Origin of the sequence: Duganella lactea, from assembly GCF_009857505.1 — a bacterium.
GTDB classification, from domain to species: Bacteria; Pseudomonadota; Gammaproteobacteria; order Burkholderiales; family Burkholderiaceae_D; genus Rugamonas; species Rugamonas lactea.
The window spans coordinates 45,621-58,645 of the sequence record NZ_WWCP01000022.1 but is presented as its reverse complement, the minus strand read 5'-3'; the positions used below and the strand labels follow the sequence as shown (position 1 = coordinate 58,645).

The following is a 13,025-nucleotide window of genomic DNA, read 5'->3' as shown; positions in this document are numbered from 1 at the left end:
AGACTTATTGGTAGTCTTCCGCGTTCAGGCCCATGACGTGCGAGAAGCCGCCGTCGACGTAGGTGATTTCACCGGTGATGCCCGACGCCAGGTCCGACAGCAGGAAGGCGGCGGTGTTGCCGACTTCTTCGATGGTGACGTTGCGGCGCAGCGGCGCGTGCGACGAGGCGAAGCCCAGCAGCTTGCCGAAGTCCTTGATGCCGGACGCGGCCAGGGTCTTGATCGGGCCGGCCGAGATGCCGTTCGAGCGGATGCCCAGCTTGCCCAGGTTTTCCGCCAGGTAGCGCACCGACGCTTCCAGCGAGGCTTTCGCCAAGCCCATGGTGTTGTAGTACGGAATAGCGCGGATCGCGCCCAGGTAGGACAGCGTCAGCACCGACGAGCCGTTTTTCAGCAGCGGCAGCGCGGCCTTGGCCATGGCCGGGAAGCTGTAGGCCGAGATATCGTGGGCGATGCGGAAGTTTTCGCGGGTCAGGCCGTCCAGGAACTCGCCGGCGATCGCTTCGCGCGGCGCGAAGCCGATCGCGTGCACCAGGCCGTCCAGCTGCGACCAGCTTTTGCCGAGGTCGGCGAACAGCGCCTCGATTTGCTCGTCGCTGGAGACGTCGCAGTCATACACCAGCTTGCTGTCGAATTCGGCGGCGAATTCGGTGATGCGATCTTTGAAACGTTCGCCGACGTAGGTGAACGCCAGTTCGGCGCCTTCGCGATGGCAGGCCTTGGCGATACCGTAAGCGATGGAACGGTTCGACAGCAAACCAGTGATGAGGATTTTTTTGCCTTGCAAGAACGCCATAGGGACTCCGATTGCGACTGCGCGCCCAGGCTGGCCTTCAAGCTGGCTGGCGACGTCAGTGGTGGTTATGTTTTTTTAGTGTCCGAGACTTGCCCGACACGCAAGACCAAGATTGTAGGACGTGTACGCCGCATCCGCAACTGCTGAATCGCGGCGAGCGGCCCGCCGCAGCGGGCCCCGGACGGCTTTTAGTTGGCCTTGCGGTGTTTCTTGCTCTTGGCGGCGTCGCGCGACACGCGCGCCTTGACCAGCGACACCGGGGCCGATTTGTTCGGTTTGCCGGCCTTGGCCAGCTTGTAGCCCGACTTGCTGGTGGTGGCGCGTTCGCTTTCGACCTCGACCGTTGCCTTATCGGCCACATCCTCGCCGATGTTGGTGCCGACCGCGGCGGACAGCTTCGGCACCAGAATGGTGGAGCCGGCCTTGAGCACCGAATTCTGCGGAATATTGTTGGCCTGGCGGATCACCTCGGGCGAGGTGTGGAAGCGCGACGCCAGCGAGCGGATCGATTCGCGCGCGCTGGTGATCTTGTGCGTGGTCCAGGTCGACAGTTCCTTGCTCCACTGGGCCAGGTTGACGTGGTATTTCTCGGCGTTTTCCTTCGGCAGCAGGATCTTGGTGTCCTCGCCGCCGACGATGACCGGGCGCTTGAACTGCGGATTGAGCGCCTTGAACTCGTCCACCGACAGCTCGGCCAGGTGGGCGGCGACGGTCAGGTCGATGTCGCTGGTCTTGTCGACCGCCGTGAAGTACGGCGAATTGTCGATCACCGGCAGGTTCAGGCCGAACTGCTGCGGGTTGGCGACGATGTTCTTGACCGCCTGCAGCTTCGGCACATAGTTGCGGGTTTCTGCCGGCATCAGGTCGGCCAGGCTTTCGAAGTCGGTCGGCTTGCCGGCGGCCTGGTTGCGCTTGATGGCTTTCTGCACCGAGCCTTCGCCCCAGTTGTAGGCGGCCAGCGCCAGTTGCCAGTCGCCGAACATATCGTACAGGCGTTGCAGATAGGTCAGGGCGGCGTCGGTCGAGGCCAGGATGCCGCGTCGCTCATCCTTGAAAGCGTCCTGCTTCAGGTTGAAATCGCGGCCGGTGCCTGGCACGAACTGCCACATGCCGGCCGCGTTGGCGCTCGACAGGGCGTTCGGGTTGAAGGCCGATTCGATGAACGGCAGTAGCGCCAGCTCGGTCGGCATGCCGCGCTTTTCCAGCTCCGAGACCACGTGGAACAGGTACAGCGAGGCGCGCGCGGTGGTGCGGGCGATGTAGTCGGGACGGGTGGCGTACCAGTTGACGTGCTTGGCCACCAGGTCGTTGTTCACATCCGGAATGGCGTAACCACTGCGGATGCGGCCCCAGACGTCTTTCTCGTGGAAAGCATCCTCCTCGGCCAGTTTGGCCGGTTTGGCGATTTTCAGCGTGGAGGACAGGTCGGGGAGCGGGTTTTTTGGCAGGGGGGACAGCGCGGCGGAAACGGGCGTCTGGTCCATGTCGTGATCGTAGGCCTGGACCAATGCCGGCGCGAGTAACGCGATCAGGGCTGCCAAGGCGGCGGATTTGGGAATACGAGCTTGCATAGTTTTCCGTGAGTTAGCGAAAAGACACGTCGCGTGGACTATGAATAAACGTGGAGTGTAAGGACCTCACCGGGGGGAGTCAAGCTATATGTCACGCATATTACAAATTCTTATAGGTAATAATTCCCGCAAATTAAGGGCGAGATCGCGGCAGATTGGCGGAAGTAGGCGCGGCGGCCAAGAGTGCGTACAATTCGGTTTTTGCAGAAGTGATCAAGGAATCGTCTTATGAGTAGTCCCGCCATCGACCGCGACGTGGTGGTCGCCGACACCGTGCATTGGCTGGAACAGGCCGTCATTGGCCTGAACTTGTGCCCGTTTGCCAAGGCGGTGCATGTGAAAAAGCAGGTGCGGTATGTGGTCAGCGAGGCGGAAACGCCGGAAGAACTGCTGGAAAAGCTGATGGAGGAGTTGCAGCACCTGGCCGACGCCGATCCGGAGCAGCTCGACACGACGCTGCTGATCCATCCGAACGTGCTGACCGATTTCTTCGATTACAACGAATTCCTCGACGTCGCCGACGCCGCGCTGGAGGACCTGGGCCTGGACGGTTTCCTGCAGGTGGCCAGCTTCCATCCGCAGTACCAGTTCGCCGGCACCGAGCAAGACGACATCAGCAACTTCACCAACCGCTCGCCGTACCCGACGCTGCACCTGTTGCGCGAGGACAGTATCGAGCGCGCGGTCGAGGCCTTCCCGGACGCCTCGGATATTTTCGACAAGAATATCGAAACGCTGGAAAAGCTGGGCCACGCGGGCTGGGCGACGTTGATGGCCAAGCCGCCGCTGGAGCGGCCATGAGCGATTTGCCGGTGCGCCCGGACACGCCGTGCGTGGCCGTGTGCTCGACCACCTTTGACGAAGTCTGTCGCGGTTGTGGCCGCACGGTGGTCGAGGTGGCGCACTGGGTGTCGATGAGCGCCGAGGCGAAAGAGCGGGTGTGGCAGCGCATCCTGGCGCAGGGCTATCCGCGCCGCAACACCTGACCGGCTTAGTAAGCGGCTTAGTAGCTGCCGATAAAGTCCTTCTTGCCAATTTCCAGGCCGTTGTGGCGCAGAATGTCGTAGGCGGTGGTGGCGTGGAAGTAGAAATGCGGCAGCGCGTAGTGGAACAGATAGGTCTGGCCGACGAAGTGCTTGGTCTTCTCGCCGCTGCCGGTGGTGATGGCGCGGCCTTCGCTGCCCTCGATCGACGCCTGCGGCACGCTGTCGAGATACGCCAGCGTCTTGGCGATGCGCGCCTTGAGGTCGGCGAAGCTCACTTCCTGGTCCTCGTACGACGGCACTTCCTGGCCGCCCAGGCGCGCCGCCGCGCCCTTGGCGAAGTCGCAGGCGATCTGGATCTGGCGGGTGAACGGCAGCATGTCCGGGAACAGGCGGTCAGTGAGCAGCGCGGTCGGATCGATCTTCTTCTCGGCGGCGTGCGCCTCGGCTTTGTCCAGAATGGCGTGCAGGCTGTTCAGAATCTGCTTGAACACAGGAACAGAAGCGGAATACATCGAGAAAGTGGTCATGGTCATTCCTATGTGTGGGGAAAAGAGTGGCGATCATAGCGCGCTTGTAGGTTTTTTGCTCATCGATGACTTTTTATACTTTTTCCTGTGCATTTCCGTGCATAATTCCTATCAAGTAACAACCTCAGACCTATGATGCAAATTAAACCCAACGCTGTGTCGTTGCATGACTAGCACGATTTATCTGAACCTGCGCAGCCGCCTCGGCGCGCTGTACGGCCTGTCCATCTATGGGGCCTTGTTACTGGTGGTCTTTGGCGGCCTGGTGATCCCGGCCATCATCGGCAGCTATCTGCTGATCGGCGTGCACGAGCAGCAGTCGGCGCGTGTCGCCCTCAACGAGTCGCTGCAGCGCAATGCCGACATCCTGGCGCTGGGCATGCAGGAATCATTGTGGAATATGAATGCCGAATCGGCCCATTCGCTGGTCGAATCGGTGATGCGCGACCGCTCGGTGTTGCAAGTGCAGGTGGTCGGCCAGGCCGACACCCAGTTCATACGGGTGCGCTCGCCGCGCGCGGCCAGTGGCAATGTGTATCGCGCCGAGCGCGAGATCCTGGTGCGGGGCGAGCGTATCGGCCGCATCATGGTGGAAATGGACGACGCCCGCAACCAGCAGGAACTGCGCGAGAAGCAGTGGTCCTACGTGTTTGTGCTGGCGGCGCAGCTGACGGTGTCGCTGCTGCTGATCGTGCTGTTCCTCAAGGCGCGCCTGATCAAGCCACTGCGCAAACTGATGCGCTTCTCCGACCGCCTGTCGCAAGGCGACTTCGAGACGCGGCTCGACGTCAGCGGCGGCGATGAACTGGGCCGCCTGGCGCAGCAGCTGGAGCAGACGCGGGTGGCGATCAAGCGCCTGTTCGAGGACATCGGCCGGCGCGAGGAACGCTTCCGCACCATCGTGACCCAGGTGCCGGGCGCGGTGTTCCGCATCCGTCCCGACGGCCCGATCGATTTCGTTTCCGACGCGATCGAAGAAATTTCCGGCTATCCGGCGGCGCAGTTCATGCGCGGCACCACCCACGCGTGGGCCGATCTGATCGCGCCGGAAGACCGCAAGAAGCAGCGCCGCGCGTTGGCGCAGGCGATCCTGGACGGCCAGCCGTATGAAATCGAATACCGCATCCGGGACGCCGCCGGCGCCGAGCGCTGGGTGCTGGAGAACGGCCAGCCGCAGGCGCCGGACGGCGAGGTCGCCGCGCCGTGGGTGGATGGCATCATCTCCGACATCAGCCAGCGCAAGCACAATGAAATGCGCATCGAGGCGCTGTTGGCCGAGCAAAGCGCGATTCTGGACAATGTGATGTTCGGCGTGATGTTTGTGCGTAACCGCAGCATCGTCTCGGTCAACCGCCGCTGCGAAGAGCTGTTCGGCTACGAACCGGGCGAGATGTCCGGCGCCTCGACCGCCATCATGTTCCTCGATGCGTTCGACTTTGAATCGTCCGGCGCGCGCCAGTACCCGCTGCTGTCGCACGGCGACTACTTTAACGAAGAGCGCCAGTACCGGCGCCGTGACGGCGGCGTGTTCTGGTGCCTGGTCAGCGGCTATGCGCTGGACAGCAGCCGCGCCAACGAGGGCAGCATCTGGGTGTTCGCCGACATCACCGAGCGCAAGGAAGCGGAGGAGAAACTGCGCCTGTCGGCCACCGTCATCGAGCATATCGCCGACGGCGTGGTGGTGCTCGACGCCGAGGGCGTGATCGTGGCCGTCAACCCGGCCTTCACGCAGATCACCGGCTATACCGAGGCCGAAGCGCTGGGCCGGGACCGCACGCTGACGCGCTCCGGCCGTCACGAGCAGGCCTTCTACGAAGCCATGTGGCAGCAGCAGCTGGACACCGGCTTCTGGCGCGGCGAGCTGTGGTGCCTGCGCAAGAACGGCGAGCTGTACCTGGAGTTCCTGACCGTCAGCGCGGTGCGCGACACGCACGGCAAGACCACCCACTACGTCGGCGTGTTCAGCGACATCACCAAGGCCAAGGAGGCGCAGGAAAAGCTGGACCATCTGGCGCACCACGACCCGTTGACGGCGCTGCCCAACCGCCTGCTGTTCAACGACCGCCTGCAGCATGCCTTGCAGCGCGCCTCGCGCGATGGCAAGCAACTGGCGCTGCTGTTCATCGACCTGGATCGCTTCAAGAATGTGAACGACACGCTGGGCCACCACATCGGCGACGAGCTGCTGAAGCAGGTGGCCAGGGCGCTGCATGACCGTCTGCGCGAAGGCGACACGCTGGCGCGCCTGGGCGGCGACGAATTCATCGTGCTGCTGGAGGATATCGAGAACCAGTACGGCGCCAGTCTGGTCGCCGAAAAACTGGTGCAGATGTTCGAGCAGCCGTTCATGGTGGCCGGCCACGAATTGTTCGTCACCTGCAGCGTGGGCATCTCGCTGTTCCCGGACGATGCGTCCGACCTGAATATGCTGATCCGTAACGCCGACGTGGCGATGTACCAGGCCAAGGCGCGCGGCCGCAATGGCTTCAGCTTCTTCGCGCCGTTCATGATGGGCGAGGGCGTCGAGCGTCTGCGGCTGGAGACCTATCTGCGCCGCTCGATCGAGAAGGACGAGATCTTCCTCAACTATCAGCCGCAGGTGGAAATCGACACCGGCCGGCTGGTCGGCGTGGAGGCGCTGGTGCGCTGGAACCACCCGGAACTGGGCCTGATTCCGCCGATCCGCTTCATCCCGCTGGCCGAGGACACTGGCTTCATCAATCAGTTGGGCAAGTGGGTGCTGCACGAAGCCTGCCGCCAGATGGTGCGCTGGCAGGAAGCCGGCCTGCATGTGCCGAAGATCGCGGTCAATCTGTCGGCCAAACAGTTCGAGCGCGGTTCCATCGTCAATATGGTGGCCGACATCCTGCGCGACACCGGCCTGGAGCCGCAGCGTTTGCAGCTGGAAGTGACCGAGTCGGTGATCATGAACACCGGCGACGCCATGGTCTTCATCAACGACCTGCACTCGATCGGTGTGGCGCTGGCGATTGACGATTTCGGCACCGGCTACTCGTCGCTGGCCTACCTCAAGCAGTTGCCGGTGCAGACGCTGAAGATTGACCGCTCCTTCATCAAGGACATCTCGACCGATGTCAATGACGAGGCGATCGCCATCGCGATTATCCAACTGGGCAAGAGCATGAACCTGTCGGTGATTGCGGAAGGCGTGGAGACGGAGGAACAGGCGGCCTTCCTGCTGCGCCACGGCTGCAACCTGGCGCAAGGCTATTTCTACAGCCGTCCGTTGACGGCGGACGATATGTTCACACGCTGGCAAAAATAAACAATACGCGGGAGACGTGCATGCAGGGAGCGAAAAACAAGTCGCGCCGCCGGTTCATATTGGGCGGTCTGGCGGCGACCGGCGCGCTGGTGGTTGGTTGGGGTGTGATGCCACCGCGCCAGCGCCTGCATGCCTCGGTGCCTTTGCCGTTGAGCGGCGATAGCGTCGCCCTGAACGGCTGGGTGGGCGTGGCGCAGGATGGCACGGTCACCGTCGCCGTGCCGCGCAGCGAAATGGGGCAGGGCGTCTACACCGCCTTGCCGATGCTGGTGGCCGAGGAGCTGGATGTGCCGCTGTCCGCCGTGCGGGTGGTGCAGGCGCCGATCGACAAAATCTTCGGCAATATCGCCATGCTCAAGGACGGGCTGCCGTTCCATCCCGACGATACCGGGCGCTTGAAAGCGACAGTCGGCTGGATCGTCGGCAAGGTCGCGCGTGAATTGGGGCTGATCATCACCGGCGGCTCGTCGAGCGTGAAGGATGCGTGGGAGCCGATGCGCGAAGCCGGCGCCACCGCGCGCGCCATGCTGGTCGCCGCCGCCGCGACGGAATGGTCGGCGCACGCCGCCGATTGCCGCACCGAGGCCGGTTTTGTGGTGCACGCGGACGGCCGCCGGCTGGCCTATGGCGCGCTGGCCGCGCGCGCGGTCACCGCCAGCCCTGGTGAAGTGCGTCTGAAAACGCCGCGGGAATTTCGACTGATCGGTCGGCCGCAGCCACGGCGCGACACGCCGTCCAAGGTGAATGGCTCGGCCATTTTCGGCATCGACGTGCGGCCGCCGGGCATGCTGTATGCGGCGGTGCGCATGTCGCCGGTGATCGGTGGCACGGTCGTCCGCGTCAACAGCGCGGCGGCCCTGAAGATGCCAGGCGTGCTCAAAGTGGTGGATTACGCCGGCGCGCTGCCGGAGAAGAGCGGCGCCGGCGCCGGTGTCGCGGTCATCGCCAACAGCTATTGGCAGGCCAGGCAGGCCGCGCTGGCGCTGGACATCACATGGAGCGATGGGCCGCTGGCCGGATTGTCGGACGCCGCCATCTACGCCGATTTCGCGGCGAAGCTGGAGCGCGAAGACGGCTACGCCTACTACAAGGCGGGCGACATGGACGCGGTGGAAGGGCGTGCGTCCGGTGTCGCCAGGAGCGTGCAGGCCGAGTACCGCGCGCCGTTCCTGGCGCATGCGGCGATGGAGCCGATCAACTGCACCGCGCAAGTCAAGGATGGCAAGGTGCGCGTGTGGGCGTCGACGCAGTCACCGGGATTCGCGGTGGAGGTGGCGGCCAAGGTGGGTGGCGTGGCCGTCAACGATGTCGAACTGCAGGTGACGCTGCTGGGTGGAGGATTCGGCCGGCGGCTGGATGTCGACATGATCGCGCAGGCGGTGGCCATCGCCAAACAAGCGGATGGCCATCCGGTGCAGATGATCTGGTCGCGCGAGGACGACACCACGCACGACGTCTACCGCCCGGCGGCGCTGGCGCGCTTCAGCGCCACGCTGGACGCGGTGGGCAATGTGCTCGGCTACGACAATAAATCGGCCAGCGGTTCGATCTCGCACCAGTTCTTCAAGCGCAATCTCGGGCTGCCAGCGGGTGGGCCCGACAAAACCACCGCCGAAGGCGAATTCGACATGCAGTACCACATCGCCAACCAGCGCATCCGCCATGTGACCGTGGACAGCGCGGTGCCGCTGGGCTACTGGCGCTCGGTGGGGCACTCGCACAACGCCTTCTTCAAAGAGAGCTTCATCGACGAACTGGCGCATGCGGCGGGCAAGGACAGCGTGACGTTCCGCCGCGAGCTGCTGCGCCAGCACCCGCGCCATGTGGCCGTGCTGGACGCGGCGGTGATGAAGGCCGGCGTGGCGCCGGCAGGGCGCGCGCACGGCGTGGCGCTGCACCAGTCGTTCGGCACGATCGTCGCGCAGGTGGCGGAAGTATCGGTGGAGGGAGCGGAAATTCGCGTGCACCGGGTGGTGTGCGCGATCGATTGCGGGCTGGCGGTCAATCCCAACATCATCGCGCAGCAGGCCGAATCGGGCATCATCTTTGGCCTGTCGGCGGCGCTGTTCGGCGCCGTCACCATCAGCGGCGGCAAGGTCGGGCAAAGCAACTTCCATGACTACCCGGTGGTGCGCCTGAACCAGGCGCCGGCGGTGGAAACCATCATCATCGCCAGCAACGCGCATCCCGAAGGCATGGGCGAACCGGCGACGCCGCCGATCGCGCCGGCGGTGGCCAACGCCGTCTTCAAGCTGACCGGCAAGCGCCTGCGCAGTCTGCCGCTCAAACTATAAAAAACCGGTGTCAGGTCTGACATTCGCACACGGGCTCAACTGCGGAGCAGTTGAGCCCGTGTGCGAATGTCAGACCTGACACCGGGGTTTAGGCTACTGGCCCAGCAACAGGAAGACGGTTGGCTTTTTGTGGAAGTCCGGTGGGGCGGTGGTTTTCCATTGGGCCGCCGTCATCGTGCGGATGGTTTCGGATGGCAGGCTGAGGTCGGTCGCGACGCAGATCAGCGTGCCCGGCGCGCAGGTCGTCACCAGCGCTTCCAGCAGGGCGGCGTTGCGGTACGGCGTTTCGATGAACAGCTGGGTCTGCTTTTCCTTGCGCGAGCGCTGCTCCAGGTCTTTCAGGCGGCTGGCGCGCTGGGCGGCGTCGGTCGGCAGGTAGCCGTTGAAGGCGAAGCTTTGGCCGTTCAGGCCGCTCGCCATGACGGCCAGCAGCAGCGACGACGGGCCGACCAGCGGCCGCACCGGAATCTTGTGCTGGTGCGCTAGCCGGACCAGGTCGGCGCCGGGGTCGGCCACCGCCGGCACGCCGGCTTCCGACACCAGTCCGCCATCCTGGCCGGCCAGCAGCGGCGCCAGCAGCGCGCTCAGCGCGGCGGCCGGGGTGTTGACGTTGAGCTCGGCGATGGTGATGTCCTGCATCGGCTTGCACAGCGGGTGTTGCGTGCCGACCAGCTTGAGGAAGGCGCGCGCGGTCTTGGCGTTTTCCGCGACGAAGTAGTCCAGTTGCGCGGTCAGGCGCTGCACCTGCTCGGGCAGCACGTTGGCGAGCGCTTCGGTCTGGCCCAGGGTGTTGGGGATTAAATACAGGGTGCCGGTCATATCATTGCTTGAAAAAGGTGAGGCCGAGGTTGCGCAGCATGCCCGTCAGCGCGATTAATGGCAAGCCGGTGAGGGCGGTCGGGTCGCTGCTGTCGATGCGTTCGAGGATGGCGATGCCCAGCGCCTCGTTCTTGGCGCTGCCGGCGCAGTCGTAGGGTTGTTCGATGCGCAGGTAGGCGTCCAGCTCGGCATCGGGCAGATCGCGGAAGCGCACCACGGTCTGGATGTCTTCCAGTTGATGCGTGCCGTCGCGGCCATCCCAGACGCACAGCGCGGTGTGGAAGATGACCTCGCGGCCGCGCATTTTTTGCAGTTGCGCCAGCGCGTTGGCGTGGTTGCCTGGCTTGCCGATCTGTTCATTGTCCAGCGTGGCGACCTGGTCGGAGCCGATGACGATGGCGCCCGGCATGTTGGCGGCCACGGCGGCGGCCTTGTCGCGCGCCAGGCGCAACGCGGTGGCGCTAGGTGTTTCGCCCGGCAGCGGGGCCTCGTCGATGGCCGGCACGGCCACCTCGAACGGTAGTTGCAGGCGCGATAACAATTCTTTGCGGTAGGCGGAACTGGAGGCCAGTACGAGTAAACTTGATGTCATGAGGGGAATGTTATATGCTCTGTCGCCGGTGATTTCAGCGATATAAATGTCGCGAAACCGCCAAGGCTTTGACTTGAATGCGAAAACCCTGCTATTATCGCAGGTTTTCCGGGGAAACTCTGTAATGAATGCTTTTGTGATCGACACCTTTGAGTTCTGTCGGACCAACAGCAGCCAGGCAGGCACGACGCCTGTCGCTGAATTGACCCGTCTGGCCAAGGAGTGCGCGGACGCCTCCGGCGAGATCGCCTGGAAAGTAGCGGGCACGACCCACAAACTGGGCTTCCCGCAGATGACGCTGTCGGTCAACGGCACCGTGCAGCTGGTCTGCCAGCGCTGCCTGCAGCCTTACGCCCACCACCTCGATTCGTCGACCGTGCTGATGCTGGGTAAGGATGATGAGCAGGCGGACGAAATTGAAGAAACGATCGACGACGAATCGATCGACGTGATCGTTGGAAGTCGCAGCATGGAGCTGATGTACCTGGTGGAAGATGAAGCGTTGCTGGCCTTGCCGCAATCGCCGCGTCACGCTGTCTGCCCGGATGCCAGCCTGCTGGACAAGGCGAAAAGCGAGAAAATCTCGCCCTTCGACGCTCTGAAGAGCCTCAAATCCGAATAAGTAGTGTGTAACAGACGTGTCAATACGCGTGTTTATCGAGTCTTGGCAAGTGAGTAGTGCAATGTAGTAGGGCTCGATTCGCATATGTATGCCGGTCGATTGTGTTAGAATTTTAGAACTTATGTATTAGGAGTCATTAACATGGCAGTTCAACAGAACAAAAAATCCCCATCGAAGCGCGGTATGCACCGTTCGCACGATTTCCTGGTTGCTCCACAACTGGGCATCGAGCCAACCACCGGTGAAACCCACCTGCGTCACCACATCAGCCCTAACGGCTTCTACCGTGGTCGTAAAGTCCTGAAAACCAAAAACGACGAGTAATCGAACGTTTTTGCTGGACACGGAAACAGGCGGTGCTGACTTGTGTAGCATCGCTTTTTCTTTTTTAAGCGGCTGCAATCTGATTTTGCACACCGTCATGTTCAATGCGGATGGCCGACGTTGAGCTTCCGCCGCTTGCCATAACAATGACAATCAAAATTTCTATCGACTGCATGGGTGGCGATCATGGCCCGTCAGTCACTATTCCCGCCGCTGTTTCCTTCGTCAAACGCGAACCTGATGCCGAGCTGATCCTGGTTGGTCTCGAAGACGTCATCCGCGCCGAACTGAAGAAACACCATGCCGAGGCCCACCCGCGCCTGAGCGTGGTCCACGCTTCCGAACAAGTCACCATGGACGATCCGCTCGAAGTGGCGCTGCGCCGCAAGAAGGATTCGTCGATGCGCGTCGCCATCGAGCAAGTCAAGGACGGCAAGGCCCAGGCCTCGGTCTCGGCCGGCAACACCGGCGCGCTGATGGCCGTGGCCCGCTACGTGCTCAAGACCATGAGCGGCGTCGACCGCCCGGCCATTTGCAGCATCATGCCCAACCAAAAAGGCGGCCCGACCTATATGCTGGACCTGGGCGCCAACGTCGACTGCGAACCGCATCACCTGCACCAGTTCGCCATCATGGGCTCGGTGCTGGTCTCGGCGATGGAAAACATCGCCCGCCCGACGCTTGGCCTGCTCAACGTCGGCACCGAGGACATCAAGGGCAACGACGTGGTCAAGGCCACCAGCAAGCTGCTGCAGGCCGACCACGAGCGCGGCGCGCTCAACTTCCACGGCAACGTCGAGGGCAACGACATCTTCAAAGGCACCACCGACATCGTGGTGTGCGACGGCTTCACCGGCAACGTCACGCTGAAGGCGGTGGAGGGCGTGGCCCGCTTCTTTGCCGACACCGTCAAATCCGAATTCACCCGCAATCCGCTGACCATGCTGAGCGCCCTGATCGGTCGCGGCGCGCTCAACAACATCAAAAAACGCTTGTCGCCGTCGCGTTACAACGGCGCCAGCCTGCTGGGCCTGCGCGGATTGGTGTTCAAGAGCCATGGCGGCGCTGACGCATATTCCTTTGAGTGGGCGATCAAGCGGGCGTATGATGCTGCAAAAAATGACGTGTTGCCGCATATTTCGACCCTGATTACCGAGCTGATGCCGCGCAACACTGACACGCCGGAAGTACCCAGCTCAACTCTTTAG

12 protein-coding genes are annotated in these 13,025 nt (G+C 63.0%); 7 read left to right on the top strand and 5 right to left on the bottom strand.

Annotated elements, in window-relative coordinates:
* Positions 1–4: 4 nt before the first annotated feature.
* Together fabI and GTP44_RS17320 are read right to left on the bottom strand one after the other, a co-directional pair.
* Complete coding sequence (gene fabI, locus GTP44_RS17325) at positions 5–796, bottom strand: enoyl-ACP reductase FabI (RefSeq protein ID WP_161020426.1); 792 nt, start codon at positions 794–796, stop codon at positions 5–7.
* A gap of 188 nt (positions 797–984) precedes the next feature.
* On the bottom strand, positions 985–2,367 hold the full coding sequence (locus GTP44_RS17320) for a transglycosylase SLT domain-containing protein (RefSeq protein WP_161020425.1): 1,383 nt from the start codon (positions 2,365–2,367) through the stop codon (positions 985–987).
* A 228-nt stretch (positions 2,368–2,595) separates the two neighbouring features.
* Between GTP44_RS17320 and GTP44_RS17315 the strand changes: the two genes are divergently transcribed.
* Together GTP44_RS17315 and GTP44_RS17310 are read left to right on the top strand one after the other, a co-directional pair.
* Positions 2,596–3,168, top strand: coding sequence for a DUF1415 domain-containing protein (locus GTP44_RS17315; RefSeq protein WP_161020424.1), 573 nt, complete (start codon positions 2,596–2,598; stop codon positions 3,166–3,168).
* On the top strand, positions 3,165–3,353 hold the full coding sequence (locus tag GTP44_RS17310) for a DUF1289 domain-containing protein (RefSeq protein ID WP_161020423.1): 189 nt from the start codon (positions 3,165–3,167) through the stop codon (positions 3,351–3,353). Before GTP44_RS17315 ends, GTP44_RS17310 begins: the two co-directional genes overlap by 4 nt.
* Before the next feature lie 17 nt (positions 3,354–3,370).
* On the opposite strand, the gene GTP44_RS17305 is transcribed toward GTP44_RS17310, so the two are convergent.
* Entirely contained in the window at positions 3,371–3,880 is a 510-nt protein-coding gene (locus GTP44_RS17305) for a DUF1993 domain-containing protein (RefSeq protein ID WP_161020422.1), read from the bottom strand.
* Between the two features lie 166 nt (positions 3,881–4,046).
* Between GTP44_RS17305 and GTP44_RS17300 the strand changes: the two genes are divergently transcribed.
* On the top strand, positions 4,047–7,166 hold the full coding sequence (locus GTP44_RS17300) for a bifunctional diguanylate cyclase/phosphodiesterase (RefSeq protein WP_161020421.1): 3,120 nt from the start codon (positions 4,047–4,049) through the stop codon (positions 7,164–7,166).
* A 20-nt stretch (positions 7,167–7,186) separates the two neighbouring features.
* A complete protein-coding gene (locus tag GTP44_RS17295; protein WP_229256957.1) occupies positions 7,187–9,460 on the top strand; it encodes a xanthine dehydrogenase family protein molybdopterin-binding subunit in 2,274 nt (757 codons plus the stop codon).
* A gap of 93 nt (positions 9,461–9,553) precedes the next feature.
* Here GTP44_RS17295 and GTP44_RS17290 read toward each other — a convergent pair whose 3' ends face one another.
* Together GTP44_RS17290 and GTP44_RS17285 are read right to left on the bottom strand one after the other, a co-directional pair.
* On the bottom strand, positions 9,554–10,279 hold the full coding sequence (locus GTP44_RS17290; RefSeq protein WP_161020420.1) for an SAM-dependent methyltransferase: 726 nt from the start codon (positions 10,277–10,279) through the stop codon (positions 9,554–9,556).
* A 1-nt stretch (position 10,280) separates the two neighbouring features.
* Positions 10,281–10,871: a Maf-like protein gene (locus GTP44_RS17285; protein ID WP_161020419.1), complete on the bottom strand. Its 591-nt coding sequence runs from the start codon at positions 10,869–10,871 to the stop codon at positions 10,281–10,283.
* 124 nt (positions 10,872–10,995) lie between these two features.
* Between GTP44_RS17285 and GTP44_RS17280 the strand changes: the two genes are divergently transcribed.
* The 3 genes from GTP44_RS17280 to plsX all read left to right on the top strand — a co-directional run bounded on the left by GTP44_RS17280 (position 10,996) and on the right by plsX (position 13,025).
* A complete protein-coding gene (locus tag GTP44_RS17280) occupies positions 10,996–11,493 on the top strand; it encodes a YceD family protein (protein ID WP_161020418.1) in 498 nt (165 codons plus the stop codon).
* 141 nt (positions 11,494–11,634) lie between these two features.
* Positions 11,635–11,817 carry a 50S ribosomal protein L32 gene (gene rpmF, locus GTP44_RS17275; protein ID WP_008449924.1) on the top strand — a complete coding sequence of 61 codons (183 nt, stop codon included), beginning with the start codon at positions 11,635–11,637 and terminating at the stop codon, positions 11,815–11,817.
* A 146-nt stretch (positions 11,818–11,963) separates the two neighbouring features.
* A complete protein-coding gene (gene plsX, locus GTP44_RS17270) occupies positions 11,964–13,025 on the top strand; it encodes a phosphate acyltransferase PlsX (protein ID WP_160988784.1) in 1,062 nt (353 codons plus the stop codon).

What these genes read in the sequence shown, in the direction of transcription:
- fabI (WP_161020426.1), bottom strand. Translation starts at nt 796, where the DNA reads ATGGCGTTCTTGCAAGGCAAAAAAATCCTCATCACTGGTTTGCTGTCG.
- GTP44_RS17320 (WP_161020425.1), bottom strand. Translation starts at nt 2,367, where the DNA reads ATGCAAGCTCGTATTCCCAAATCCGCCGCCTTGGCAGCCCTGATCGCG.
- GTP44_RS17315 (WP_161020424.1), top strand. Translation starts at nt 2,596, where the DNA reads ATGAGTAGTCCCGCCATCGACCGCGACGTGGTGGTCGCCGACACCGTG.
- GTP44_RS17310 (WP_161020423.1), top strand. Translation starts at nt 3,165, where the DNA reads ATGAGCGATTTGCCGGTGCGCCCGGACACGCCGTGCGTGGCCGTGTGC.
- GTP44_RS17305 (WP_161020422.1), bottom strand. Translation starts at nt 3,880, where the DNA reads ATGACCACTTTCTCGATGTATTCCGCTTCTGTTCCTGTGTTCAAGCAG.
- GTP44_RS17300 (WP_161020421.1), top strand. Translation starts at nt 4,047, where the DNA reads ATGACTAGCACGATTTATCTGAACCTGCGCAGCCGCCTCGGCGCGCTG.
- GTP44_RS17295 (WP_229256957.1), top strand. Translation starts at nt 7,187, where the DNA reads ATGCAGGGAGCGAAAAACAAGTCGCGCCGCCGGTTCATATTGGGCGGT.
- GTP44_RS17290 (WP_161020420.1), bottom strand. Translation starts at nt 10,279, where the DNA reads ATGACCGGCACCCTGTATTTAATCCCCAACACCCTGGGCCAGACCGAA.
- GTP44_RS17285 (WP_161020419.1), bottom strand. Translation starts at nt 10,871, where the DNA reads ATGACATCAAGTTTACTCGTACTGGCCTCCAGTTCCGCCTACCGCAAA.
- GTP44_RS17280 (WP_161020418.1), top strand. Translation starts at nt 10,996, where the DNA reads ATGAATGCTTTTGTGATCGACACCTTTGAGTTCTGTCGGACCAACAGC.
- rpmF (WP_008449924.1), top strand. Translation starts at nt 11,635, where the DNA reads ATGGCAGTTCAACAGAACAAAAAATCCCCATCGAAGCGCGGTATGCAC.
- plsX (WP_160988784.1), top strand. Translation starts at nt 11,964, where the DNA reads ATGACAATCAAAATTTCTATCGACTGCATGGGTGGCGATCATGGCCCG.